The 25,069-nt window shown below is 72.4% G+C and carries 28 protein-coding genes and 1 pseudogene; 25 read left to right on the top strand and 4 right to left on the bottom strand.

Features of this window, described 5'->3' with window-relative positions; genetic code table 11:
- Positions 1–19 precede the first annotated feature (19 nt).
- From glyQ to DRV96_RS07795, 5 genes are read left to right on the top strand one after another with little or no spacing between them, the layout of a single operon-like run.
- Entirely contained in the window at positions 20–946 is a 927-nt protein-coding gene (gene glyQ / locus DRV96_RS07815) for a glycine--tRNA ligase subunit alpha (RefSeq protein ID WP_119289678.1), read from the top strand.
- On the top strand, positions 943–3,069 hold the full coding sequence (glyS, locus tag DRV96_RS07810; RefSeq protein ID WP_119289613.1) for a glycine--tRNA ligase subunit beta: 2,127 nt from the start codon (positions 943–945) through the stop codon (positions 3,067–3,069). The genes glyQ and glyS overlap by 4 nt, the downstream gene beginning before the upstream one ends.
- A gap of 13 nt (positions 3,070–3,082) precedes the next feature.
- On the top strand, positions 3,083–3,688 hold the full coding sequence (gmhB, locus tag DRV96_RS07805; RefSeq protein ID WP_119289611.1) for a D-glycero-beta-D-manno-heptose 1,7-bisphosphate 7-phosphatase: 606 nt from the start codon (positions 3,083–3,085) through the stop codon (positions 3,686–3,688).
- Positions 3,688–4,464 (top strand): lysophospholipid acyltransferase family protein, encoded by a 777-nt coding sequence (locus tag DRV96_RS07800; protein WP_119289609.1) that lies wholly within the window; start codon positions 3,688–3,690, stop codon positions 4,462–4,464. The genes gmhB and DRV96_RS07800 overlap by 1 nt, the downstream gene beginning before the upstream one ends.
- A gap of 13 nt (positions 4,465–4,477) precedes the next feature.
- Positions 4,478–5,368, top strand: a complete 891-nt coding sequence (locus DRV96_RS07795) for a M48 family metallopeptidase (protein WP_119289607.1) — start codon at positions 4,478–4,480, stop codon at positions 5,366–5,368.
- Positions 5,369–5,423: 55 nt separating this feature from the next.
- Here the strand turns inward: DRV96_RS07795 and DRV96_RS07790 are convergent, their stop codons facing one another.
- Positions 5,424–6,488: an MBL fold metallo-hydrolase gene (locus DRV96_RS07790; protein WP_119289605.1), complete on the bottom strand. Its 1,065-nt coding sequence runs from the start codon at positions 6,486–6,488 to the stop codon at positions 5,424–5,426.
- A 69-nt stretch (positions 6,489–6,557) separates the two neighbouring features.
- On the opposite strand from DRV96_RS07790, the gene DRV96_RS07785 reads away from it, so the two are divergent.
- The 20 genes and pseudogenes from DRV96_RS07785 to DRV96_RS07700 all read left to right on the top strand — a co-directional run bounded on the left by DRV96_RS07785 (position 6,558) and on the right by DRV96_RS07700 (position 21,359).
- The gene (locus DRV96_RS07785) at positions 6,558–6,995 is read left to right on the top strand and encodes a MerR family transcriptional regulator (RefSeq protein ID WP_119289603.1); all 438 of its coding nucleotides are present in this window, start codon (positions 6,558–6,560) and stop codon (positions 6,993–6,995) included.
- An 85-nt stretch (positions 6,996–7,080) separates the two neighbouring features.
- A complete protein-coding gene (locus DRV96_RS07780) occupies positions 7,081–7,539 on the top strand; it encodes a PaaI family thioesterase (protein WP_119289601.1) in 459 nt (152 codons plus the stop codon).
- Positions 7,540–7,573: 34 nt separating this feature from the next.
- The gene (locus DRV96_RS07775) at positions 7,574–8,752 is read left to right on the top strand and encodes an isovaleryl-CoA dehydrogenase (RefSeq protein ID WP_119289599.1); all 1,179 of its coding nucleotides are present in this window, start codon (positions 7,574–7,576) and stop codon (positions 8,750–8,752) included.
- Entirely contained in the window at positions 8,752–8,904 is a 153-nt protein-coding gene (locus DRV96_RS18010; protein WP_162910981.1) for a hypothetical protein, read from the top strand. Before DRV96_RS07775 ends, DRV96_RS18010 begins: the two co-directional genes overlap by 1 nt.
- A 54-nt stretch (positions 8,905–8,958) precedes the next feature.
- The gene (locus tag DRV96_RS07770) at positions 8,959–9,213 is read left to right on the top strand and encodes an AbrB/MazE/SpoVT family DNA-binding domain-containing protein (RefSeq protein WP_119289597.1); all 255 of its coding nucleotides are present in this window, start codon (positions 8,959–8,961) and stop codon (positions 9,211–9,213) included.
- 16 nt (positions 9,214–9,229) lie between these two features.
- Positions 9,230–9,607, top strand: a complete 378-nt coding sequence (locus DRV96_RS07765) for a type II toxin-antitoxin system PemK/MazF family toxin (protein WP_119289594.1) — start codon at positions 9,230–9,232, stop codon at positions 9,605–9,607.
- A 196-nt stretch (positions 9,608–9,803) separates the two neighbouring features.
- Positions 9,804–10,055, top strand: coding sequence for an AAA family ATPase (locus tag DRV96_RS07760; RefSeq protein ID WP_119289592.1), 252 nt, complete (start codon positions 9,804–9,806; stop codon positions 10,053–10,055).
- A gap of 30 nt (positions 10,056–10,085) precedes the next feature.
- Positions 10,086–10,979 carry an ATP-binding protein gene (locus tag DRV96_RS07755; protein WP_119289590.1) on the top strand — a complete coding sequence of 298 codons (894 nt, stop codon included), beginning with the start codon at positions 10,086–10,088 and terminating at the stop codon, positions 10,977–10,979.
- Positions 10,980–11,072: 93 nt separating this feature from the next.
- The gene (locus tag DRV96_RS18005) at positions 11,073–11,933 is read left to right on the top strand and encodes a hypothetical protein (protein ID WP_162910980.1); all 861 of its coding nucleotides are present in this window, start codon (positions 11,073–11,075) and stop codon (positions 11,931–11,933) included.
- A gap of 253 nt (positions 11,934–12,186) precedes the next feature.
- The gene (locus tag DRV96_RS07745; RefSeq protein ID WP_119289586.1) at positions 12,187–12,549 is read left to right on the top strand and encodes a four helix bundle protein; all 363 of its coding nucleotides are present in this window, start codon (positions 12,187–12,189) and stop codon (positions 12,547–12,549) included.
- 29 nt (positions 12,550–12,578) lie between these two features.
- Positions 12,579–12,914 (top strand): Lcl C-terminal domain-containing protein, encoded by a 336-nt coding sequence (locus DRV96_RS18800; protein WP_336470513.1) that lies wholly within the window; start codon positions 12,579–12,581, stop codon positions 12,912–12,914.
- Positions 12,915–12,920: 6 nt separating this feature from the next.
- Positions 12,921–13,778, top strand: a pseudogene (locus tag DRV96_RS18795) (RNA-directed DNA polymerase); the annotation flags it as partial.
- Between the two features lie 695 nt (positions 13,779–14,473).
- Positions 14,474–15,034 carry a Uma2 family endonuclease gene (locus DRV96_RS07735; RefSeq protein ID WP_119289581.1) on the top strand — a complete coding sequence of 187 codons (561 nt, stop codon included), beginning with the start codon at positions 14,474–14,476 and terminating at the stop codon, positions 15,032–15,034.
- Between the two features lie 38 nt (positions 15,035–15,072).
- The gene (gene can / locus DRV96_RS07730; RefSeq protein WP_119289579.1) at positions 15,073–15,774 is read left to right on the top strand and encodes a carbonate dehydratase; all 702 of its coding nucleotides are present in this window, start codon (positions 15,073–15,075) and stop codon (positions 15,772–15,774) included.
- A gap of 64 nt (positions 15,775–15,838) precedes the next feature.
- Positions 15,839–17,614 (top strand): bifunctional isocitrate dehydrogenase kinase/phosphatase, encoded by a 1,776-nt coding sequence (aceK, locus tag DRV96_RS07725; RefSeq protein ID WP_119289676.1) that lies wholly within the window; start codon positions 15,839–15,841, stop codon positions 17,612–17,614.
- Between the two features lie 49 nt (positions 17,615–17,663).
- Positions 17,664–18,842, top strand: coding sequence for an acetyl-CoA C-acyltransferase (locus tag DRV96_RS07720; protein WP_119289577.1), 1,179 nt, complete (start codon positions 17,664–17,666; stop codon positions 18,840–18,842).
- A 17-nt stretch (positions 18,843–18,859) separates the two neighbouring features.
- The gene (locus DRV96_RS07715; RefSeq protein WP_119289575.1) at positions 18,860–19,321 is read left to right on the top strand and encodes a MaoC family dehydratase; all 462 of its coding nucleotides are present in this window, start codon (positions 18,860–18,862) and stop codon (positions 19,319–19,321) included.
- A gap of 19 nt (positions 19,322–19,340) precedes the next feature.
- Positions 19,341–20,006, top strand: a complete 666-nt coding sequence (locus DRV96_RS07710; RefSeq protein WP_119289573.1) for an SDR family oxidoreductase — start codon at positions 19,341–19,343, stop codon at positions 20,004–20,006.
- Positions 20,007–20,022: 16 nt separating this feature from the next.
- Positions 20,023–21,153, top strand: coding sequence for an acyl-CoA dehydrogenase family protein (locus DRV96_RS07705; RefSeq protein WP_119289571.1), 1,131 nt, complete (start codon positions 20,023–20,025; stop codon positions 21,151–21,153).
- Complete coding sequence (locus DRV96_RS07700; protein ID WP_119289569.1) at positions 21,150–21,359, top strand: hypothetical protein; 210 nt, start codon at positions 21,150–21,152, stop codon at positions 21,357–21,359. Before DRV96_RS07705 ends, DRV96_RS07700 begins: the two co-directional genes overlap by 4 nt.
- A gap of 19 nt (positions 21,360–21,378) precedes the next feature.
- Here DRV96_RS07700 and DRV96_RS07695 read toward each other — a convergent pair whose 3' ends face one another.
- Genes DRV96_RS07695 through DRV96_RS07685 form a run of 3 tightly spaced genes read right to left on the bottom strand, consistent with a single transcriptional unit; the run spans position 21,379 to position 25,066 of the window.
- Positions 21,379–23,268 carry a polysaccharide biosynthesis protein gene (locus DRV96_RS07695; protein WP_119289567.1) on the bottom strand — a complete coding sequence of 630 codons (1,890 nt, stop codon included), beginning with the start codon at positions 23,266–23,268 and terminating at the stop codon, positions 21,379–21,381.
- 10 nt (positions 23,269–23,278) lie between these two features.
- Entirely contained in the window at positions 23,279–23,878 is a 600-nt protein-coding gene (locus DRV96_RS07690) for a sugar transferase (RefSeq protein WP_119289565.1), read from the bottom strand.
- Between the two features lie 21 nt (positions 23,879–23,899).
- Complete coding sequence (locus DRV96_RS07685; RefSeq protein ID WP_235823322.1) at positions 23,900–25,066, bottom strand: DegT/DnrJ/EryC1/StrS family aminotransferase; 1,167 nt, start codon at positions 25,064–25,066, stop codon at positions 23,900–23,902.
- Between the last annotated feature and the right edge of the window lie 3 nt (positions 25,067–25,069).

The raw sequence follows: 25,069 nt of genomic DNA, 5'->3' as shown, positions 1-25,069 counted from the left end.
CGCGAACGGCGCCGCACCGATGCTCAGCTTCCAGCAACTCATCCTCCAGCTGCAGTCCTACTGGGCCGACCAGGGCTGCGCACTGCTGCAGCCGTACGACATGGAGGTCGGCGCCGGCACCAGCCACACTGCGACCTTTTTGCGCGCGCTCGGCCCCGAGCCGTGGAAGGCGGCCTACGTGCAGCCCAGCCGCCGCCCGAAGGACGGGCGCTACGGCGAGAACCCGAACCGGCTGCAGCACTACTACCAGTACCAGGTCGTGCTCAAGCCCGCACCGGCGAACATCCTCGAGCTGTACCTCGGCTCGCTCGAGGCGCTGGGCTTCGACCTCAAGCACAACGACGTGCGCTTCGTCGAGGACGACTGGGAGAACCCCACGCTGGGCGCGTGGGGCCTGGGCTGGGAGGTCTGGCTCAACGGCATGGAAGTTACGCAGTTCACGTATTTCCAGCAGGTCGGCGGCATCGACTGCAAGCCGATCACCGGCGAGATCACCTACGGTCTCGAGCGGCTGGGGATGTACCTGCAGGGCGTCGAGAACGTGTTCGACCTGCAGTGGACCGACGGGCTAACGTACCGCGACGTCTACCACCAGAACGAGGTCGAGCAAAGCGCCTACAACTTCGAGCACAGCGACGTCGAGTTCCTGCTCGGCGCGTTCGCCGCGCACGAGCGCAAGGCCAAGGAGCTGATGGACGCCCGGCTCGCGCTGCCGGCGTACGAGCAGGTGCTCAAGGCCGCGCACACGTTCAACCTGCTCGATGCACGCGGCGCGATCAGCGTCACCGAGCGCGCGGCGTACATCGGCCGCATCCGGCACCTGGCGCGCAGCGTCGCGCACAGCTACGTCGACAGCCGCGCGCGGCTGGGCTTCCCGATGGCGCCGAAGGCGTGGGCGCAGGCCACGCTGGCGCAACTCGAGCAGCAGCGCAAGGCGGCGGCATGACGGCGACCGTGAAGAACCTGCTCGTCGAGCTGTTCGTCGAGGAGCTGCCGCCGAAGGCGCTGAAGGCGCTCGGCGAGGCGTTCGCGACCGCGCTCGCCGCGGCGCTGAAGGCGCAGGGGCTCGCCAGCGCCGACGCCGCGGTGACGCCGTTCGCGTCGCCGCGCCGGCTCGCGGTGCACGTGCGCGGCGTCGCCGCGAAGGCGGCCGACAAGGCAGTGCAGCACAAACTGATGCCGGTGGCCGTCGCGTTCGACGCCGAGGGCCGGCCGACGCCGGCGCTGCTGAAGAAGCTCGCCGCGCTCGGCGCCGACGCGCAGGCGGTGCCCACGCTCGCGCGGCGCGTCGACGGCAAGGCCGAGGTGCTGTTCCTCGACAGCGTCGCTGCGGGTGTGACGCTCGCGCAGGGGCTGCAGCACGCGCTCGACGAGGCGATCGCGAAGCTGCCGATCCCCAAGGTGATGAGCTACCAGCTCGAGCGCGGCGACAGCGTCGAGCCCGGCTGGACGACGGTGCACTTCGTGCGCCCGGCGCACGGCCTCGTCGCGCTGCACGGCGCCGATGTCGTGCCGGTGCGCGCGCTCGGCCTGCGCGCCGGACGCACGACGCGTGGCCACCGCTTCGAGGCGGCCAAGGACCCGATCGAACTCGTCGACGCCGACAGCTACGCCGAGCAGCTGGCCCGCGAAGGCGCCGTGATCGCGGGCTTCGACGCGCGCCGTGCCGAGATTGCACGCCAGCTCGCCGCCGCGGCCGCCGCCGAGGGGCTGCGGCCCGTCGACGACGACGCGCTGCTCGACGAGGTGACGGCGCTCGTCGAGCGGCCCAACGTGCTGGTCGGGCGATTCGACGAGGCCTTCCTCGAGGTGCCGCCCGAGTGCCTGATCCTGACGATGAAGGCCAACCAGAAGTACTTCCCGCTGCTCGACGGGCAGGGCCGGCTGACGAACCGCTTCCTGATCGTCGCCAACGTGCGGCCGGCGGACGCTTCCGCGGTGATCGGCGGCAACGAGCGCGTCGTGCGCCCGCGGCTGGCCGACGCGAAGTTCTTCTTCGACCAGGACCGCAAGCGCACGCTCGACAGCCGCGTGCCGCAGCTGGCCAAGGTCGTCTATCACGGCAAGCTCGGCACGCAGGGCGAGCGCGTCGAGCGCGTGCGCGCGATCGCGCGCGCGCTCGCCGGCGAGCTCGGCGGCGTGCCGCTGGCGGCCGACGCCGACCGCGCCGCACGGCTGGCCAAGGCCGACCTGCTGACCGACATGGTCGGCGAGTTCCCCGAGCTGCAGGGCGTGATGGGCGGCTACTACGCGCGCCACGACGGCGAGAGCGAGGCCGTCGCCGTCGCGATCGAGGACCACTACAAGCCGCGCTTCGCCGGCGACGCGCTGCCGCGCAACGACGTCGGCCTCGTCGTCGCGCTGGCCGACAAGCTCGAGACGCTGGCCGGGCTGTTCGGCATCGGCCAGCTGCCCACCGGCGACAAGGACCCCTTCGCGCTGCGCCGCCACGCGCTGGGCGTGATCCGCATGCTGATCGAGCGCGCGCTGCCGCTGGACGTGCACGCGGCGATCGCGCACGCGTTCGCGGCGTTTCCGCCCGGCCACGGCCAGGCGCAGGCCGAGGTCGGCTTCTTCTTGCGCGAGCGGCTCGCCGGCTGGCTGCGCGAGCAGGGCTGGAGCGCGCCCGAGGTCGACGCCGTGCTCGGCGCACACCCGGCGCGCTGGGCCGAGATCCCGCAGCGGCTCGCGGCGGTGCGCGCGTTCGCCGCGCTGCCCGAGGCGGCCGCGCTCGCCGCGGCGAACAAGCGCGTGGGCAACATCCTGAAGAAGTCCGAAGGCGCGCCGCCGGTCGCCGTCGACGCCGCGCTGCTGCGCGAGCCGGCCGAGCGCGCTCTGGCCGCGGCGATCGACGCCGTGCGCCCCGAGGCCGACCGCCTCTACGACGCCGGCGCCTACACCGAGTCGCTGCAGCGGCTGGCCGCGCTGCGTGCGCCGGTCGACGACTTCTTCGACCACGTGATGGTCAACGCCGACGACGCGGCGCTGCGCGCGAACCGGCTCGCGCTGCTGGCGTCGCTGCACGCGGCGATGAACCGCGTCGCCGACCTGTCGCGTCTGGCCGCCTGAGCACCGTCGCCCGATGAGCCACGCGCCGCGTCTGATCGTCCTCGGCCGCGACGGCATCCTCAACGTCTACCGCGAGGACCACGTCAAGGAGCCGCACGAGTGGCAGCCGATCCCCGGCGCGCTCGAGGCGGTGGCCAGGCTCAACCAGCACGGCTGGCACGTCGTCGTGGCGACGAACCAGTCGGGCATCGGCCGCGGGCTGTTCGACATGGCGTCGCTCAACGCCGTGCACGCGCACATGATGAAGCTGCTCGCCGCGCAGGGCGGGCGCATTGACGCCGTGTTCTTCTGCCCGCACGCGCCCGAGGAGTCGTGCGACTGCCGCAAGCCGCTGCCGGGCATGCTGCACGACATCGCGCGCCGCTACGGCGTCGACCTGCGGCACGTGCCGTTGGTGGGCGACACGCTGCGCGACCTGCTCACGGCGCAGGCCGCCGGCTGCGAGCCGCACCTCGTGCTCAGCGGCCGCGCCGCCGCGCTCGGCGATGCCGAGCTCGCGCAGATCGTCGCGCAGGTGCCCACCGCGCGCGTGCACGCCGATCTCGCGGCCTTCGCCGACGACCTGCTGCGGCGCGAGCACCCGCGCGCCGCCGACTCGGTGCCCGGAGAGCTGCGCTGATGTCGGGGCTGCTGGCGGCGCTGCGCTCCGCCGTATTCGTGCTGTTCATGACCGTCACGGTGATCCCGTGGGCGCTGGCGGTGCTGGCGGCGTCGGTCTTCGTGCGCGGCGCGCCGCTGTACTGGATGTGCGTTGGCTGGCTGCGTGTCGTGATCTGGGGCGCGCGCTGGATCTGCGGCGTGCGCCACCGCGTGCACGGGCTCGAGCACCTGCCCACCGCCGCGCAGGGCCGCGAGGCCGTGCTGCTGGCGCCCAAGCACCAGTCGACGTGGGAGACCTTCGCGCTGCCGACGATCATGCCGCACCCGCTGGCGTACGTGTTCAAGCGCGAGCTGCTGATGATCCCGTTCTTCGGCTGGGCGATGGGGCGGCTCGACATGATCCACATCGACCGCAGCAAGCGCACCGAGGCCTGGCACAGGGTCGCCGAGCAGGGACGCCGGCTGATGGCCGAAGGCGTGTGGGTCATCATGTTCCCCGAGGGCACGCGCACGCCGCGCGGCGGCCAGGGCACCTACAAGACCGGCGCGGCGCGGCTGGCGATCGCCACCGGCACGCCGATCGTGCCGATCGCCGTCACCTCGGCCAAATGCTGGCCGCGCAAGAGCTTCCTGCTGCGCCCGGGGGTGATCGACGTGTCGATCGGGCGCCCGATCGCGGTGCAGGGGCGCGAGCCCGACGAACTGATGCGCGAGGTCGAGCACTGGATCGAGGCCGAGATGCGCCGCCTCGACCCCGAGGCATACGTCACCGGCGCGAAGCCGGCGGCTTCCTAGACAATCGGGGTCCATGGCGCGCGCCACCGAACCGACCCAGCTGTCGCTGTTCGACGTGGCGCCGCCCGCGGATCCCGTGCCCGCCGTGCCCCGCGGGGACGCCGCACCGTCGGCGCCGCCCGCTGCCGCACCGCCGCCGCCCCCGCCCGCGCTGCGCCACCCGCAGGCGCAGCGCGAGGTGCTGCTCGGCGGCCACCGCGTCGGCTACGCGCTGCGGCGTGCGCGCCGGCGCAGCATCGGCTTCGTCGTCGGCCCCGAGGGGCTCGCGGTCAGCGCGCCGCGCTGGGTCGGCATCGCCGAGATCGAGGCCGCGCTGCAGTCCAAGGCCGCGTGGGTGCTGCGCAAGCTGCACGAGCAGGCCGAGCGCCAGCGCCGGCAGCAGGCGCTGCGCATCGAGTGGCGCGACGGCGCGACGGTGCCCTTCCTCGGCGAGCCGGTGATCGTCGTGCTCGACGCGCGCGTCAGCGGCACCGTGCTCGACGCCGGCGCCGAGGCGCTGCCGGGCATCGCGCGGCTGGTGCTGCGCGTCGGGCTGCCCGAGCACGCGACGCCGCAGCAGATCCGCGACGCGGTGCACGGCTGGCTGCAGCGGCAGGCGCGGCGCATCTTCGAGGAGCGCTGCCGCCACTTCGAGGCGCGGCTGGGCGTGCGCATGACGCGGCTGGCGCTCAGTTCGGCGGCCACGCGCTGGGGCAGCGCGAGCGCCGACGGCTCGATCCGCCTGCACTGGCGGCTCGTGCACCTGCCGCTGGCGAGCATCGACTACGTCGTCGCGCACGAGCTCGCGCACCTGCGCGAGATGAACCACAGCCCGGCGTTCTGGGACGTCGTGCGCTCGGTGATCCCCGACGTCGAGCGCGTGCGGCGCGCACTGCGCGAGCACCCGCTGCCGCCGGACGACTGACGCGCGAGCCGCCGCGGCGGCGGCGCCCGGTGGCCGGCGGGCTCGGGCGGCAGGCTCAGGTGGCGGTGAACCGCCACACGCCGTCGTCGCCGCGCCGGCGCTCGAGCCGGCCGGTGTGCCACAGCGCGTGCAGGTGCGCGATCGCCTCGCCCATCGCGAACGTCGTCTGGTGCAGGTCCAGCTCGCGCCGGAACAGCACCGGCACCAGCGCCTGCGCGCTGGTGGGCTGCGCGCGGCACGCGGCGAGCGTCTCGGCCAGCCGCGCGTCGTGGTGCGCGTGCAGCTGCGCGATGCGCGCGTGCAGCCCGACAAACGGCCGCCCGTGCGACGGCAGCACCAGCGTCGACGGGGGCAGCGCGCGCAGGCGGTCGAGCGACGCGAGGTACAGCGGCAGTGGGTCGGCCTCGGGCTCGGTGTCGTAGACGCTGACGTTGGTGCTGATGCGCGGCAGCACCATGTCGCCCGAGATCAGCACACCCAGCGCCTCGCAGTGCAGCGCGACGTGCTCGGGCGCGTGGCCGTAGCCGGCGATGCAGCGCCACGCGTGCGCGCCGATGCGCAGCACCTGGCCGTCCATCAGCCGGCGGAACTGGCGCGGCACCTGCGGCACGAGGCTGCGGTAGTAGCCCGCGCGCGCACGCACCTTGGCGACCGACTCGGCGTCGGTGAGCCCGTGTTCGGCGAAGAAGGCCGCCACCTCGTCGCCGCCGCCACCGCCCGTGGTGGCCTGGCTCGCGACGCGCGCGACGTGGTAGTCGGTCGCGCTGATCCACAGCCGGCACCGCCAGCGCTCGGTCAGCCAGTGCGCGAGCCCGAGGTGGTCGGGGTGCATGTGGGTGGCGATCACGCGCAGCACCGGCAGTGCGTCGAGCCCGGCGGCGAAGACCTGCTCCCACGCCGCGCGTGTCGCGTCGTTGGCGATGCCGCAGTCGACGACGGTCCAGCCGTCGCGGCCGTCGTCGTCGCGGTCGCGCAGCAGCCACAGGTTGACGTGGTCGAGCGCGAACGGCAGCCCCATGCGCACCCAGCGCACGCCGGGCGCGACCTCGAGCGTGCCGCCGGGCGGCGGCAGCGCGTGGCCGAAGGGGTGGTGCAGTTCGGTCGAGGTGGGGTGGGCCATCGCAGCGTGTCGGCCGCCGCGGCGACCCTGTTAGATTTACGTTGACGTCAACGTCAACCGAGTGTAGCCATGACCGCCACCGCCAAGTCCGACGCCCCGGCGCGGACGTACACGATCACCGAGCTGGCGCAGGAGTTCGACGTCACGCCGCGCGCGATCCGCTTCTACGAGGACGTCGGGCTGCTGCAGCCGGCGCGCAGCGGACGCCATCGCGTCTACAGCCACCGCGACCGCACGCGGCTGAAGCTGACGCTGCGCGGCAAGCGGCTCGGGCTGAGCCTGGCGGAGATCAAGGAGCTCGTCGAGATGTACGACTCGCCGGCCGACACGGCGCCGCAGCTGCAGGCCTTCCTCGAGGTGCTGCGCGCGCACCGCGTGCAGCTCGAGCGCCAGCGCGAGGACATCCAGGTCACGCTCGACGAGATCGCGCAGCACGAGTCGCGCTGCCAGCGGCTGCTCGCGCAGCTGGGCGCACGGCCGCGCGGGCGCGAACGCGCGCCGGCGTGAGCGTGCACGACGCGCCGCCCTACAATTGACGTTTACGTAAACGTCAAAGTCCAGCATCAACGCCGCCACCGCGCTGCCCGCCCCGATGGCCCACCCGATCCCCGCCGACGCCGGCTACGTGCAGCGGCTGCGCGACTCGTTCGCGCGCCAGCAGGTGATGCACACGCTCGGCGCCGCGCTCGACACCGTCGAGCCGGGGCGTGTCGTGATCACGATGCACCACCGCCCCGAGCTGACGCAGCAGCACGGCTTCCTGCACGCCGGCATCGTCTCGACGGCGCTCGACTCGGCGTGCGGCTACGCGGCGTTCTCGCTGATGCCGGCCGACGCCGCGGTGCTGACGATCGAGTTCAAGGCCAACCTGCTCGCGCCGGCGCGAGGGCCCTGGTTCCGCTTCGAGGGCCAGGTGACGAAGGCCGGGCGCACGATCAGTGTCGTCGACGGCCGCGCGTGGCAGCACGCGCCCGGCAGCGACGCGCAGACGCTGGTCGCGACGATGACCGCCACCGTGATGACCGTGCTCGGCCGCGGCCTCGACGGCTGATCCGCCACCCCCACCGACTCCAGGAGACCCCGCGATGAACCTGCCCGGCCTGAACTTCCAGCTCGGCGACGACATCGACGCGCTGCGCGACGCCGTGCGCGCGTTCGCGCAGGCCGAGATCGCGCCGCGCGCCGCCGAAATCGACCGCAGCGACCAGTTCCCGATGGACCTGTGGCGCAAGATGGGCGAGCTCGGCGTGCTCGGCATCACGGTGCCCGAGGCCTACGGCGGCGCGAACATGGGCTACCTCGCGCACATGGTCGCGATGGAGGAGATCAGCCGCGCGAGCGCGAGCGTGGGCCTGAGCTACGGCGCGCACAGCAACTTGTGCGTCAACCAGATCCGGCGCAACGGCACCGAGGCGCAGAAGCGCAAGTACCTGCCCAAGCTGATCAGCGGCGAGCACGTCGGCGCGCTCGCGATGAGCGAGCCCGGCGCCGGCAGCGACGTCATCTCGATGAAGCTGCGCGCGGTCGACAAGGGCGGCTACTACGTGCTCAACGGCAGCAAGATGTGGATCACGAACGGCCCCGACGCCGACACCCTGGTGGTCTACGCGAAGACCGAGCCCGAACTCGGCGCGCGCGGCGTCACCGCGTTCATCGTCGAGAAGGGCATGAAGGGCTTTTCGGTCGCGCAGAAGCTCGACAAGCTCGGCATGCGCGGCAGCCACACCGGCGAGCTCGTGTTCCAGGACGTCGAGGTGCCGGCCGAGAACGTGCTCGGCGCTGTCAACGGCGGTGCGAAGGTGCTGATGAGCGGGCTCGACTACGAGCGCGCCGTGCTCGCCGCCGGGCCGATCGGCATCATGCAGGCGGTGATGGACAACGTTGTGCCCTACATCCACGAGCGCAAGCAGTTCGGCCAGAGCATCGGCGAGTTCCAGCTGATCCAGGGCAAGGTCGCCGACATGTACACCGTGCTGCAGGCCGCGCGCGCGTTCTGCTACACGGTCGGCAAGAACCTCGACGCGCTCGGCGCCGAGCACGTGCGCCAGGTGCGCAAGGACTGCGCGAGCGTGATCCTGTGGTGCGCCGAGAAGGCCACGTGGATGGCGGGCGAAGGCATCCAGATCTTCGGCGGCAACGGCTACATCAACGAGTACCCGCTCGGCCGCCTGTGGCGCGACGCCAAGCTGTACGAAATCGGCGCCGGCACGAGCGAGATCCGGCGGATGCTGATCGGACGAGAGCTCTTTGCGGAGACGATGTGATGGACCACGACCGAGGCCCCGATTCGGCGCAGGCTCATGTCCGCGCAGCGGACGTGAAGGCGCGAAGCGCCGGCCGGAGCCACATCGGCGCCGGCACGAGCGAGATCCGGCGGATGCTGATCGGCCGCGAGCTGTTCGCCGAGACGATGTAGCGCGCGGGTGGTGCCGTCTATACTTCGTTGATACGTCTCGTGCCGGAGGGTGCCATGAGTGAGGCCGTGCTCGACATCAAACGCTGGGGCAACAGCCTGGGTGTGCGGCTGCCCGCGGCGGTGGCGCGCGCGGCCCATCTGCACGCCGATCAGCGCGTGCGGGTGACGGTGGAAGACGGCCGTGTCGTCATCGTGCCGGCGCCCGAAGCGCGGCCGACCCTCGAGGACCGGCTGGCGCGTTACGACCCCGCGCGCCACGGCGGCGAGGCGATGGCGACCACCGGCCGTGTCGGCGCCGAGCAGCCCTGAGCCCCGCCGGCCCCCGGTGCGCCGCGCCCCGGCGGGATGGGTGCCCGACCGGCAGGACGTGATCTGGATCGACTGCAACCCGCAGGCCGGACGCGAGATGCGCGAGCCCCACCCCTTCCTCGTCCTGTCGGACCGGGCTTTCAACGCGCGCACGTCGCTGGTGCTCGGCCTGCCGATGACGACGGCAGCCTACAACGCCGACAACCCCTTCGCGCTGCCCGTGGGTGAAGCGTCCGGGCGCCGGCGCCGCGCGACGAGCTACGTGCTGTGCCACCAGCCCAAGTCGTTCGACTGGCGCGCGCGGGGTGCCCGGCCGCATCCGGTCGGGCGGCTGCCCGATGCGCTGGTGGCCGAGGCCTGCGCGGTGCTCAACCAGATCTTGCGCCTCGGGTGAACCGCCCGGACCTTGGGCGTTTCGGGTCGCTGCGGCGGCGGGCGATCGGCTGCGACGCCGCCGTGCAGACGTGCGGTGCATGCGGCGTCGAACGCCGCCGTCGAGCGTCGTCGCGCCGCGCGCCCTGCGCGCGGCTCCTGCCGGGTAAGGCGCGCTGGCCTTACAGTTTCTGCTTCAGAAGCTGAAACTGTAAGACTTGTTCGACCGCCACCTGCACCATCGCCTGCTGCGTCTCGCGCGCGGGTTCCCGGTCGTCGTGCTGACCGGCCCCCGCCAGTCGGGCAAGACGACGCTGGCGCGTGCCGCGTTCCCTGACCACGCCTACCTCAGCCTCGAGGACCGCGACGTGCGCGAGCGCGCCGCGGCCGATCCGCGCGGGTTCCTGGCCGGGCGGCGCGGCGGCCTGCTGATCGACGAGGTGCAGCGCGTGCCGGCGCTGCTGTCGTAACTGCAGACGCGGGTCGACGCGGCGCCGCGCATGGGCGGCGTCGTGCTCACGGGCTCGCAGAACCTGCTGCTGTCGGCTGTGGTGAGCCAGAGCGTGGCGGGCCGCGCCGGCTACGCCGAGCTGCTGCCGCTGTCCTACGCCGAGGCGGGCGAGCGCGCGGCGCGCCTGACGCTCGGCGAGTGGATCGTCACCGGCGGCTACCCGGCGCTGTACGACCGCGACGTGGCCCACGCCGACTGGCACGCGGGCGACGTCGCCACCTACGTCGAGCGCGACGTGCGGCAGATCAGCCGCGTCGCCGACCTGATGCTGTTCCAGCGCTTCTTGCGAGCGATGGCCGCGCGCACGGGGCAGCTGCTCAATCTCAACGCGGTGGCCAACGACCTCGGCGTCGCGCAGACGACCGCGCGCGAATGGCTCGGCGTGCTCGAGGCCAGCTACGTGGCGTTCCGCCTGCCGCCTTACCACGGCAACTTCGGCAAGCGCCTCGTCAAGACGCCCAAGCTGTACTTCCACGACACCGGGCTCGCGGCGTGGCTGCTCGGCATCACCGACGCCGAAGCACTGGCCGTGCGCCCGATGCGCGGCGCGCTGTTCGAGAGCATGGTGGTGGCCGAGTACCTGAAGTACCTGCGCCACCTCGGGCTGCCGTACGCGCCGCACTTCTGGCGCGACAACGTCGGCCACGAGGTCGACCTGCTGATCGAGCGCAGCGGCGTGCTGTGGCCGGTGGAGGCGAAGTCCGGCGCGACGTTCCAGCGCGAGTGGCTGCGTCCGCTGCACACGTGGGCGCACCACGCCGCTGGCGTGCGCCAGGGCGCGCCGATGCTCGTCACTGGCGTGCCCGGGGTGTTCGACGCCGAGGGCGTGGTGGTGGCGAACTGGCGCGACGCGCTCGCGACGCTGTGCCCGGCGCCGGCCTGAACGCGCGGCGCGCCGGCCGGGTCGCAGGCCGCCCTGACGTGCTTCCCGCCCCGCCGCACGGAGCCGGCCGGGCCTGTCGGAAAACTTGACAGCTTGACGCCGCGCCGCGCCGCGCCGCGCAAGTCTTTGATGGTCAACGAGAAAAGTTCCTTCGCCGCGCGCCGGGCACGGTTCGTGCGTGCCGCGCGCGAGACGGCCGGGCGTGCGCTCCGGCGTTGGGGTGCGCAAGCGATGGAGGTGCGGATGAACGCGATGGGCAAGGTTCGGGCGGCGCTGGGGGCGGCGCTGCTGGTGGCGGTGGTCGGCGCGCAGGCGGCGATCGTCACGACGCGAGGCACGTGGTACGGCACCGACGGAACGAATGGAACCTTGCGTGGCCGCGATGCGAGCGGCAATCCGGTGCCGCTGCTCGTTTCGGGAGCTCCGAACCCCGCGGCAGTGTTTTTCTACGACACCGTGCTGAATCTCACCTGGCTCGCCGACTGGAACGCCAACGGGCTGATGAACTGGGCCGCGGCCAACGCCTGGGCGGCCGCGCTGAACGTCGGCGGCTTCACCGGCTGGTCGCTGCCCGGCGTGCTGGACACCGCGAGTCCTGGCTGCGACGTGGGCTACGCCGGCGGCACCGACTGCGGCTTCAACGTCTACTCGGGCGAGCTGGAGCGCCGCGGCTCGCCGCTGGCGCACATGTTCTACGACACGCTGGGCAATCTGGCTTACTGCCCCCCCCAACGATACAACGTGCGCTGGCGGGCCGCAACCGGGCTGGGGGCTGACCAACACCGGGCCGTTCAGCAACATGCAGTCCAGCGTCTACTGGTCCGGTACGGCGTACGCGCCGTCGCCGTCGGTCGTCGCGTGGCTCTTCGTTACCAGCGACGGCGTCCAGGGCTACGGCGGCCAGAGCGGCCAGTACTACGCCGTTGCCGTTCGCCCCGGCGATGTGCTGCGTGACGTCGGCACGGTCCCCGCCCCGCCGTCGCTGGTGCTGGCGCTGACGGCCCTGGCAGGGCTCGGCGCGGCCCTTCGCCGGCGTCGCGCAGCTTGAGGCTTCGGCGCGTCGGACGCTTTGACACTTTCGGGGGTTCGGGGGCCGAGCCTGGACACGGAGCCTCCGGTGGAGGGTCCGTGCCTGGCGAGGGGCCGGGCCCATGGCCCGGCGCGGCCTGCAAGGCGCAGCCCCCGACCACGTGCATGACCGACCCCGATGGCGCGGCACGAGCACCTGCCGATCTACAAGGCCGCGTTCGACGTCGCGGTGCACATCGAGCGCGTCGTGGCCGGTTTCCCGCGTTATCACAAGTACACGCTGGGCACCGAGCTGCGGCAGGGCAGTCGCGCGGTGCTGCAGCGCGTGGTGCGCGCCAACAACGCGCGCACGGTCGCAGCGCGCGCTGCCGAACTGCTGCAGCTGCGCGAAGAGATCGACGCACTGCTGCTCACGATGCGCGTGGGCAAGGAGAGGAAGGCCTTCAAGAGTTTCGCCGCCTACCTGCACGCGGTGGAGCAGGTGGGTTCGGTGGCCCGACAGAACGAAGGCTGGCTCAGGCAGACGCAGGCGAAAGCCTGAGGCTGGCGTGCCACCCCACGGGGGCCTGAATGGCCGCGCCGCGCCGTGCCGTGTTCCGGCCGAGCGCGGCCAGCGTGCCGAGTTTTATCGTGCGTCCATCCCGCCTGCCGCACGCGGCAGGCATGGCGATGCAGGGCGCGGTACCCGGCGACGGGATCCGCGCCCGGTGGCCCCGCCGGCGGCTTCGCGCCGGCGGCGGGGGAAGTGGGTGGACTTCAGTGCAGTCCAGCGACTACTGGTCCGGTACGGCGTACGCGCCGTCGCCGTCGGTCGACGCGTGGAACTTCGATACCAACGACGGCAACCAGAACAACGACGACCAGAGCAACCAGAACTACGCCGTTGCCGTTCGCCCCGGAGGATGAAACCCCGTGTCCCTGTTCTCGCTCGAGAACCTCGCCCGGCAGTACCTGGCGTGCCGGCGCCACAAGCGCAGCACCGCCAACGCGCTGCGCTTCGAGGCGCGGCAGGAACTGGAGCTGCTGGCGCTGCGCGACGAACTCGTCGCGCGCACGTACGAGCCCGCCCGTTCTGTCTGTTTCTTCGTCACGCGCCCGAAGCTGCGCGAGGTGTTCGCGGCCGACTTCCGCGATCGCGTCGTCCACCACGTGCTGGTCAGCCACCTCGAGCGCACCTGGGAGCCGGTGTTCATCCACGATTCGTACGCCTGCCGCCCCGGCAAGGGCGTGCACAAGTCGGTGGCGCGGCTGCAGCAGTTCATGCGGCAGGCCACCGCCAACGGCACGCGCGAGGCCTTCGCGCTGCACCTGGACATCCGCAACTACTTCATGAGCATCGACAAGCAGCGCCTGTTCGCGATGCTCGACGCGAAGCTGCGCGACGACGACGCGCGCTGGCTGACCGCGAAGCTCGTGTTCCACGACTGCACGCACGCTCCGCTCGTCAAGGGTGACCCGCGGCTGGTGGACCGGCTGCCGCCGCACAAGACGCTCTTTCGCGCGCCGCCGGGCAAGGGGCTGCCGATCGGCAACCTGAACAGCCAGTTCTTCGCCAACGTGTACCTGAACGCGCTCGACCAGTTCGTCAAGCACACGCTCAAGTGCCGCTGGTACCTGCGCTACTGCGACGACTTCGTGCCGCTGGCGCGCTCGCGCGACGAACTGCTCGCGTGGCGCAGCCGCATCCGCGCCTTCCTGGCCGAGCAGCTGCTGCTCGAACTGAACGACCGGCGCGAGCGCCTGCGGCCGGTGGCCGACGGCGTGGACTTCCTCGGCTACATCGTGCGGCCGTTCCACCTGCTGGTGCGCCGGCGCGTGGTGGGCCACCTGCGCGAGCGGCTGGCGCGTTTCGAGCGCGCGCTGGTGGCGCGTAGCCAGACGCTCGACACGTACCGCTACGACGAGGCCACGCTCGACGCGCTGCAGGCCACGCTGGCGTCGTACCTGGGGCACCTGCGCTGGGCGGCGAGCCGGCGACTGCTGGCGCGGCTGTGGCAGGAGCACGCGTGGCTGGCGCAGTTCGTCGAGCTCGATGCGCGGCGCTACACGCTGCGCCGGCGTGACCGGCTGCCACGCGACGCGCGTGGCGTGCTCGCCCAGGTGGCGCACCTGCAGCGCGAGTTCACGGGCGACGAGGTGTGGGTGCAGGTGGGCGCCTTCGTCGAGCGGCTGCAGTGGCCGCCGCGGCACCTGCGGCGGCGCGGCGGCGGGCACGTCGAGGTGCCGGGGCTGCGGCGGCTGCGGCCGACGGCGCGCGGCGCGGTGGCGGGCTTTCCGCTCGGGCAGCTGGCCCGTCGACTGGGGGCGCGGCTGGCCGACGGGCGCGCGGTGGCGTGGCTCGCCGAGCAGGGCCCCGTTGGCCCCGGCGCGCCGGTTCGGCGTCGACTGGCGCGGCGGTGGGTGCCGAAGACGGTGCACGCCGGGCCCACAATACGGGGCAGCGCCTCATCCGCCCCGCGCACGCCATGGCCCTCGCCGCCGAGAAGCCCGCCACCTACGACGACCTGCTCGCGCTGCCGCCGCACGTCGTCGGCCAGATCGTCGGCGGGCGGCTCGTCACGCAGCCGCGGCCGGCGCCGCGGCACGCGGTGGCGTACGCCGGGCTGGGCGGCGAGCTCGTCGGCCCGTTCGACAAGGGCCGCGGCGGCCCCGGCGGCTGGTGGATCCTCGACGAGCCCGAGATCCACGTCGGCGCCGACGTCGTCGTGCCCGACCTCGCCGGCTGGCGCCGCGAGCGCATGCCGACGCTGCCCGACACCGCCTGGTTCGAACTGCCGCCCGACTGGCTGGCCGAGATCCTGTCGCCTTCCACCGCGCGCTTCGACCGCGCCGAGAAGCTGCCGCTCTATGCGCGCTGGGGCGTGGCGCACGTGTGGCTCGTCGACCCCGACCTGCGCACGCTCGAGGCCTACGCCAACGAGGGCGGGCGCTGGGTGCTGCTGGCGACGCTGAAGGACGACGAGCAGGTGCGCCAGCCGCCGTTCGACGCGGTGGGCTTTTCGCTGTCGTCGCTGTGGCCCGCGTGAAGCACGCCCGCACGTCCTGATCAACGCCCGCCGCCACCATGCCGCACCGTCTTCTGGGCAACAACCGCGACTGGGCCGCCGCCAAGAAGGCCGCCGACCCCGGCTTCTTCACCCGTCTGGCGCAGCAGCAGAGCCCGCGCTACATGTGGATCGGCTGCGCCGACAGCCGGGTGCCGGCCAACGAGATCACCGGGCTCGACCCGGGGGAGGTCTTCGTGCACCGCAACGTCGCCAACGTCGTCGTGCACTCCGACCTCAACGCGCTGTCGACGATCCAGTTCGCGGTCGAGCACCTCAAGGTCGAGCACATCTTCGTCGTCGGCCACTACGGCTGCGCCGGCGTGCGCGCGGCGATGCGCGGCGTGCGCGTGGGTCTGGCCGACAACTGGCTGCGCCACGTCCACGACGTGCGGCTGCGCCACCGCAAGCGCCTCGACCACCTGCCGCCCGAGCAGCAGGAGGACACCCTGTGCGAGATGAACGTCATCGAGCAGGTCGGCAACGTCGCGCTGTCGACCGTGCTGCAGGACGCGTGGGCGCGCGGCCAGAAGGTGGCGGTGCACGGCTGGGTCTACGGCCTGCGCGACGGCCTGCTGAAGGACCTCGACGTCACGATGGACGACTCCGCCACCGTCGTGCAGGTGTTCGCCAACGCGTTCAAGCGCTATCCGCGCGTGGCCGACGACGCCGGCGGTGATCCCGCCGAGGAGCGTTTCGACACGCCCGACGGCGGCGCCTGACCCGTCGCCCCGCGACCCTGCCCGCCGCGACCCCGCCCCGACCACCCCCGAGCCCGCGATGCCGATGTTCCCCCGCCTGTCCGATCCGCGCGCCGTCGAGATCGCGCAGGCCCTGCTCGACGGCTTCAACCGCCACTACCGCCTGTTCCGCGAGGCCAGCGCCGCCGCCAAGCAGCGCTTCGAGCGCGCCGACTGGCACGGCCAGCAGCGCGCGCAGCGCGAGCGCATCGAGTTCTACGACAAGCGCGTCGACGAGGCCGCCGAGCGGCTGCAGCGCGAGTTCGCCGCCAGCAGCCTGCCGATGGACGTGTGGCAGCAGGTCAAGCTGCACTACATCGGTCTGCTGACGAACCACCACCAGCCCGAGCTCGCCGAGACCTTCTTCAACTCGGTCACGACGAAGATCCTGCACCGCAGCTACTTCCGCAACGACTTCATCTTCGTGCGTCCGGCGATCAGCACCGAGTACATCGAGAACGACGAGCCGGCCGCCACGCCGACCTACCGCGCCTACTACCCGACGCTGGCGACGATGCGCGAGACGCTGCTGCGCATCATCCACAACTTCCAGCTCGCGGTGCCGTTCGAGAACCTCGAGCGCGACGTCGACCACGTGCTTGCGGCGATGCAGGCCGAGTTCGGCAACGTGCGGCTGCGCGCGAACTTCCAGATCCAGGTGCTCTCCAGCCTGTTCTTCCGCAACAAGGGTGCCTACGTCGTCGGCAAGATCGTCAACGGCTTCAACGAGGTGCCGTTCGCGCTGCCGATCCTGCACGCCCCCGACGGCAAGGGCCTCGTGATCGACACCGTGCTGTTCGGTGAGGACGACCTGCTGCTCGTCTTCAGCTTCGCGCGCGCGTACTTCATGGTCGACATGGAGATCCCCAGCGCCTACGTGCAGTTCCTGCGCAGCCTGATGCCGCGCAAGCCGCGCAGCGAGATCTACTCGGCGCTGGGCCTGCAGAAGCAGGGCAAGAACATGTTCTACCGCGACTTCCTGCACCACCTGCGCCACAGCAGCGACCGCTTCCGCATCGCGCCGGGCATCAAGGGCATGGTGATGCTGGTGTTCGACCTGCCCAGCTTCCCGTACGTGTTCAAGGTCATCAAGGACTTCTACCCGCCGCAGAAGGACACGACGCGCGAGCAGATCAAGGCCAAGTACCTGCTCGTCAAGAGCCACGACCGCGTCGGCCGCATGGCCGACACCCTCGAGTACAGCAACGTCGCGTTCCCGCGCGCGCGCTTCGAGCCCGAGCTGATCCAGGAGCTGCGCCACTTCTGCCCGAGCCTGCTCGAGGACGACGGCGACGTGCTCGTGATCAAGCACCTGTACATCGAGCGGCGCATGATCCCGCTGAACATCTACCTGCAAGACGCGAGCCCGCAGCAGATCGAGCACGCCGTGATCGAGTACGGCAACGCGATCAAGGACCTGGTGGCGGCCAACATCTTCCCCGGCGACATGCTGTGGAAGAACTTCGGCGTCACGCGCCACGGCAAGGTCGTGTTCTACGACTATGACGAGATCGAATACGTCACCGACTGCAACTTCCGCCGCGTGCCGCCGCCGCGCTGCGAGGAGGACGAGATGTCGGGCGACGTCTGGTACAGCGTCGGGCCGCACGACGTGTTCCCCGAGACCTTCGGCCCGTTCCTGCTCGGCAACCCGGCGGTGCGCGACGTGTTCATGAGGCACCACGCCGACCTGCTGGACCCCGCGTTCTGGCAGGGGCACAAGGAGCGCATCGCCGCTGGCCACGTGCACGACGTCTTCCCCTACGATCCGTCCCGGCGCTTCCAGAACCTGCGCCGCGCCGCCGGCCTCGAGCCGGGATGACCCCGGCCACGGATCCGCCTTTCACCGACCCACAGCCAAGGAGCCCCTCATGAACGATCCCGTCGTCATCGTCTCTGCCGCCCGCACGCCGATCGGCGGTCTGCTCGGCGACTTCGCGTCGCTGCAGGCGTGGGAACTCGGCGCCGTCGCGATCAAGGCCGCCGTCGAGCGTGCCGGCGTGCCGCCCGACAGCGTCGACGAAGTGCTGATGGGCTGCTGCCTGATCGCCGGCCAGGGCCAGGCGCCGGCGCGGCAGGCGATGCGCCGCGCCGGCCTGCCCGACGGCACCGGCGCCGTCACGCTGACCAAGATGTGCGGCTCGGGGATGCGCGCGATGATGTTCGCGCACGACATGCTGCTCGCCGGCTCGGCCGACGTGATGGTCGCCGGCGGCATGGAGAGCATGACCAACGCGCCGCACCTGGTGTTCGCGCGCAAGGGCGTGAAGTACGGCGCCACGACGCTGTTCGACCACATGGCGCTCGACGGGCTCGAGGACGCCTACGAGCGCGGCAAGGCGATGGGCGTGTTCGCCGAGCAGTGCGTCGCGAAGTACCAGTTCAGCCGCGAGGCGCAGGACCAGTTCGCGATTGCGTCGACGACGCGCAGCAAGAAGGCCAACGAGGACGGCAGCTTCGACTGGGAGATGGCGCCGGTGACGCTGCCGGGCAAGGGTGGCGAGACGGTCGTCAAGCACGACGAGCAGCCGTTCAAGGCCAAGATCGACAAGATCGCGGGCCTGAAGCCGGCGTTCAAGAAGGACGGCACGATCACCGCCGCCAATGCGTCGAGCATCTCGGACGGCGCCGCGGCGCTCGTGCTGATGCGCGAGTCGGCGGCGGCCAAGCGCGGCCTCACGCCGGTGGCGCGCATCGTCGCGCACGCGGTGCACGCGCAGGCGCCCGAGTGGTTCACGACCGCGCCGGTGGGCGCGATCGACAAGGTGCTGAAGAAGTCGGGCTGGGACGCCAAGAGCGTCGACCTGTGGGAGGTCAACGAGGCCTTCGCCGCAGTGACGATGGCGGCGATGACCGAGTTCAAGCTGCCGCACGAGATCGTCAACGTGCACGGCGGCGCGTGTGCGCTCGGCCACCCGATCGGCGCCAGCGGCGCGCGCATCGTCGTCACGCTGCTCGGCGCGCTGCGCAAGTACGGCAAGAAGCGCGGCGTCGCGGCGCTGTGCATCGGCGGCGGCGAGGCGACCGCGATGGCCGTCGAGCTGTGCTGAGCGCCGCAGCGGCCCCGATGAACCCCGCGCTGCCCGACCCCAGCCTGATCGTGCTCGGCGAGCGGCTGGAGCGCCACGTGCGCTTCAGCCGCGACGACATCGCCGACTTCGCGCGCCTGACCGGCGACGACAACCCGCTGCACCTCGACGAGCAGGTCGCGCAGCGGGCGCGCTACGGCGAGATCATCGCCAGCGGCCAGCAGACCGCGGCGGTGATGCTCGGGCTGGTGTCGAGCCACTTCTCGCAGCCCGCGGGCGGGGCCGGGCGGCAGGTGATCTGCCTGAACTTCAACTTCGCGTTCAAGCGCCCGGTGTTCGCCGACCAGGATCTGTTGCTGCACTGGCACGTGACGGCCATCGAGTGGAGCGAGCGCCTCGGCGGTGCGATCGGCCACCTCGACGGCACGCTCGGCGTCAAGGGCAGCGCGCCGTGCGTGATCGGCCGCGGCACCGTGCTCGTGCAGCGGCCCGCGGGCTGAGCGCAGTGGAGGGCGGCGCGTGAAGGTGCTCGTCGTCGGCGCGTCGCGCGGCATCGGCGCCGAACTGGTGCGCCAGTACCTCGCCGCCGGCGCGCACGTGACGGCCACCGCACGCGCCGAGGCCGACGTCGCGCGCCTGCGCGCCCTCGGCGCCGAGGCCTTCGCGCTCGACGTCGCCGACCCCGTCAGCGCGTCGTCGATCGGCTGGCGCATCGAGGGCGCCGGCTTCGACGTCGCGATCCACGGCGCCGGCGTCTACGGCCCGCGCACCGCCGGGCTCGAGCCGCCGACCGTGGCCGACTTCGACGCCGTGATGCACACCAACGTGCTCGGCGCGATGCTGGTGCTGCCGCAGCTCGCCGACGCGCTCGCGCCGGGCGCGAAGCTCGCGGTGATCTCGTCGCGCATGGGCTCGATCGGCGCGCGCAGCGGCACTTCGGGCTGGCTGTACCGCGCATCGAAGGCGGCGCTCAACTCGGTGCTGAAGGACGTCGCGCTCGCGCTGGCCGGGCGCGCCGTCTGCGTCGCGCTGCATCCGGGCTGGGTGCGCACCGACATGGGCGGGCCCGGCGCCGACCTGACGGTCGAACAGAGCGCGGCCGACCTGCGGCGCACGATCGCCGCGCTGACGCCGGCCGACACCGGCCGCTTCCTGAACCACGACGGCACACCGATCCCCTGGTGAGCCCGGAGACCGACCGATGCTGCTGTCCGAAGACCACCTCGCCGTGCAGGACGCGGTGCGCGCCTACGTTCAGGCCGAGATCGCGCCGAAGGCCGCGCGCTGGGACAAGGATCACCACTTCCCGGCCGCCGAGCTGAAAGGGCTCGCGGCGCTGGGCTGCTACGGCGTCGCGGTACCGCCCGAGTACGACGGCGCCGGGCTCGACTACCTCGCGCTCGCGGTGATCCTCGAAGAGATCGCTGCCGGCGACGGCGGCACGTCGACGGTCGTCAGTGTCAACAACTGCCCCGTGTGCTCGATCCTGATGGCCTGGGGCAGCGAGGCGCAGAAGCAGCGCTGGCTCAAGCCGCTGGCGCGCGGCGAGATGCTCGGCGCGTTCTGCCTCACGGAGCCGCACGTCGGCTCCGAGGCCGCGGGGCTGAAGACCACCGCACGGCGTGACGGCGACCACTACGTGCTGAACGGCGTCAAGCAGTTCATCACCAGCGGCCAGCACGGCGACGTCGCGATCGTGATGGCGGTGACCGACAAGGCCGCCGGCAAGAAGGGCATCAGCGCCTTCGTCGTGCCCACCGACACGCCGGGCTACCGCGTCGCGCGGCTCGAGGACAAGATGGGCCAGCACAGCAGCGACACGGCACAGATCGTGTTCGAGAACTGCCGCGTGCCGGTGGAGAACCGTCTGGCCGACGAGGGCATGGGGCTGAAGATCGCGCTGTCGGGACTCGAGGGCGGGCGCATCGGCATCGCGGCGCAGAGCGTGGGCATGGCGCGCGCGGCGTTCGACGCGGCGCTCGTGTACAGCCGTGACCGCGTCGCGTTCGGCCAGCCGATCTTCGAGCACCAGGCGGTGCAGTTCCGCCTGGCCGAGATGGCCACGCAGATCGAGGCCGCGCGCCAGCTCGTGCACCACGCCGCGAGCCTGAAGGACGCCGGCCGGCCGTGCCTGAAGGAGGCGGCGATGGCCAAGCTGTTCGCCAGCGAGATGGCCGAGCGCGTGTGCAGCGCGGCGATCCAGATCCACGGCGGCTACGGCTACGTCAGCGACTTCCCGGTCGAGCGCATCTACCGCGACGTGCGCGTGTGCCAGATCTACGAGGGCACGTCGGACGTGCAGAAGATCCTCATCGGCCGCGCGCTGGCATGAGGCCGTTCGCGGTCGGCACGTCGCTGCGGGCGCGCCTGGTGCTGCTGGCCGTCTGTGTCGGCGCGGGCGCGGCGGTCGGCGGCGTGGTGGCTGCGTGGACCGGCAGCGTCTGGGGCTGGCTCGCCGTGCCGCTGGCGATCGCGCTCGGCTGGCTCTTCGTCGCCGACCCGACGCGCTGCGCCGGCGACGGCACCCCGCCGCGCTGAGCACAGCCCGACGCGAGGCTCACGCCGCGGCGGTGTCGCCCGGCGCGGGCCGGTACTCGGGCACGGCGTCGGCCAGCCACGCGCGCGCCGCACCCGGTGCCGCCGCCGCAGGCGACAGCGCGGCGGCCAGCGCGGACAGATCGAGCGGCGGCGTCGCCAGCCGCACCCGCAGCACACGCGGTGCCGCGGTCGGCAGCGTCTCGTCGGCGTCGGCGAGCAGTTCCTCGTACAGCTTCTCGCCCGGGCGCAGCCCGGTGAACTCGATCGCGATCTCGTCGTCGCGCCGGCCCGCGAGGCGGATCAGCTGGCGGGCCAGCTCGACGATCTTCACCGGCTCGCCCATGTCGAGCACCAGCACCTGCCCGGTCTCGCCGACCGCGGCAGCCTGCAGCACGAGCTGCACCGCCTCGGGAATCGTCATGAAGTAGCGGATCACGTCGGGGTGCGTGACCGTCACCGGGCCGCCGGCCTCGATCTGCTGCTTGAACTTGGGCACGACGCTGCCGCTCGAGCCGAGCACGTTGCCGAAGCGCACGGCCATGAAGCGCGTGCCCGAGTGGGTGGCCGCCAGCGTCGCGACGACGCGCTCGGCGGCGCGCTTGCTCGCGCCCATCACGCTGGTCGGGTGCACGGCCTTGTCGGTGCTGACGAGCACGAAGCGTTCGGCGCCGGCTTCGGCGACCGCGAGTGCCGCATGGTAGGTGCCGAGCACGTTGTTGCGCACGCAGCCCCACGCGTTGGCGTCGTCTTCCATCAGCGGCACGTGCTTGTACGCCGCGGCGTGGAACACGACGTGCGGGCGCCAGCGCGCGCACGCGGCGCGCAGCGCCGCCAGGTCCTTGACGTCGCCGATCAGCGGCACGATGGTCAGCCGCGGGAAGCGCTGCGCGAGTTCCTGCTCGATCGCGTACAGGTTGTATTCGCAAAGCTCGAACAGCACCAGCCATGCCGGCGCGAAGCGCGCGATCTGCCGGCACAGCTCGCTGCCGATGCTGCCGCCGGCGCCGGTCACGAGCACCGCCTTGCCGGCCAGCGTCTCGCGGATGCCGGCCTCGTCGAGCTGCACCGGCTCGCGGCCGAGCAGGTCCTCGGGCCGCACGTCGCGCAGGCGCTCGACGCTGCCGCCGCCTTCGCGCAGCTCGGCCGCCGACGGCACCGTCAGCAGCGGCAGGCCGGTGGCCGCGGCGAGCGCGAAGATCTCGCGCCGGCGCGCGCCGCGCGCGGTCGGGATCGCGAAGATCAGGTGCGTCGCGCCGGCGAGCACGTCGGCGCGCGCGAGGTCGGCCACCGTGCCGCGCACCGGCACGCCGGCGATGCGCGCCCCCTGCTTGGCCGGGTCGTCGTCGAGCAGGCCGAGCACGGTCCAGCCCTGCCGGTGGATGCCGGCCAGCAGCAGCCGCGCCGCGTCGCCGGCGCCGATCACGACGGCGCGCCGCTCGCCACCGCCGCTGATCTGCGCGCGCGCGTGCTCGTAGAGCATGCGGTACGCGAGCCGCACGAGCGCGACGCCGACGAGCACGACGAACGGGTGCAGCGCGAGCACCGCACGCGGGATCTGCACCAGCCCGAGCCCGCGCACGACGGCGGCGGCGACGAGGCCAGCGGCGAGGCACGCCAGCGCGATGCGCCGCAGCTCGCCGAAGCCGGTGAAGCGCCACAGGCCGCGCGGCACGCCGGCCGCGACGAACGCCGCGAGGTAGGCGCCGACGACGCCGAGCAGGACCCACGCGTCGTAGTCGGCACGTGCGCTCCACCAGCGCTCGAAGCCGAGGCGGAACAGGTACGTGAGCTGCCACGCGACGACGACGACCGCCGCGTCGATCGCCAGCGACAGCGGCTGCCGCCACGGGCGGATGCGCGCGAGCGCGCGGTCCACCCGCAGCCAGAAGCGATGTGCAGCCTCGCTCATCGACACTCCATCACCGACGCCCCAGCAGCGCCGCCGCGGTGCGCCACAGCACGCCGACGTCGCTCCACACCGTCGCGCGGCGCGCGTAGGCCAGCGACAGTTCGAGCTTGCGCGGCAGCACGACCTCGACGTACTCGCGCTCGGGGTCGTCCGCCTGCGCGAGCCGCGCGCTCTCGTCGAGGTGCGCGAGCGACACCGGGTCGGTCAGCCCGGGCTTCAGCGCGAGCACCTCGTCGCGCAGCGCGGGCGGATAGTGCGCGACGTAGCGCGGCACCTCGGGCCGCGGGCCGACCAGGCTCATGTCGCCTTTGAGCACGTCGATCAGCTGCGGCAGCTCGTCGAGGCGGTGGCGCCGCAGCCAGCGCCCGGCGCGCGTGATGCGTGCGTCGTCGCCGACCGTCAGCGCCGGCCCGCGCTGCGGCGCGTCGACGACCATCGTGCGGAACTTGTGGATGCGAAAGACGCGCCCGCCGCGGCCGACGCGCTCCTGGCGGAACAGCGCCGGGCCCGGCGAGTCGAGGCGCACCCACGCGGCGATCGCGAGCATCAGCGGCGCCAGCAACACGAGCAGCACCGACGCGACGACGAGGTCGAACACGCGCTTGGCCATCGCCGCGTCATCGCGCCGGCGTCAGCGCAGCGCGTCGCGCACCGCGTCGATCACGCGATCGACGTCGGCGTCGGTCATCGCCGGGTAGATCGGCAGGCTCAGCGAGCGCTCGTACGCGCGCTGGCTGGCCGGGAACGTCGCGTCGGCGAGGCCGTAGCGCTCGCGCCAGTACGGCTGGCGGTGCAGCGGGATGTAGTGCACGCTGCAGCCGATGCCGGCCGCGAACAGGCGCTCGATCAGCGCGTCGCGCCCGATCGGCGCGTCGTCGGCCAGGCGCAGCACGTACAGGTGCCAGGCGTGCGTGTCGCCGGGCTTCGCGTGCGGCGGCGTGACCACCGGCAGCCCGGCGAAGCCGGCGTCGTACCGCGCCGCGATGCACGCGCGCCGCTGCTGGAACGCGTGCGCCTTCGTCAGCTGCACGCGGCCGATCGCGGCGGCGACGTCAGTCAGGTTGTACTTGAAGCCCGGCGCGACGATCTCGTAGTACCAGCCCGGCGTCTTCGCGGTGAAGCGGTCGAACGCGTCGCGGCTGATGCCGTGCAGGCGCATCACCCTGGCGCGCTTCGCGAGCGCGTCGTCGCGCGTGACGAGCATGCCGCCCTCGCCGGTCGTGATCGTCTTGTTCGCATAGAAGCTGAACACGGTGGCGTCGCTGGCCAGCGTGCCCACGAGCGCGCCGCCACAGGTCGTGGGCAGCGCGTGCGCGGCGTCTTCGATCACCTTCAGCCCGTGGCGGCGCGCGATCGCCAGCAGCGCGGGCATCTCGGCCGCGAGCCCGCCGAAGTGCACCGGCACGATCGCCTTCGTGCGCGGGCCGATCGCGGCCTCGACCGCGGCGGGGGCAATGTTGAGGGTCGCCGCGTCGATGTCGACGAGCTTCACGTCGGCGCCGAGGTAGCGTGCGACCTCGGCGGTCGCGGTGAACGTGTGCGTCGTCGTGATGACTTCGTCGCCGGGGCCGAGGCCGGCGGCTTCGAGCGCGAGGTGCAGGCCGGCGGTGGCCGAATTGACGGCGACGCAGTGCAGGCTCGCATCACCGAGCCAGGCGGCGAACTCGGCCTCGAAGCGCTGCGCCTGCGGCCCGGTCGTCAGCCAGCCCGAGCGCAGCGTCTCGACGACGGCGGCGATCTCGTCGTCGCCGATCTCGGGCCGCGCGAACGGCAGGAAAGGCAGGCCGGACGCCGTCACGCT

This window comes from Azohydromonas sediminis, assembly GCF_003574675.1.
GTDB classification, from domain to species: Bacteria; Pseudomonadota; Gammaproteobacteria; order Burkholderiales; family Burkholderiaceae_C; genus Calidifontimicrobium; species Calidifontimicrobium sediminis.
This window is presented reverse-complemented; position numbering and strand designations above follow the sequence as displayed.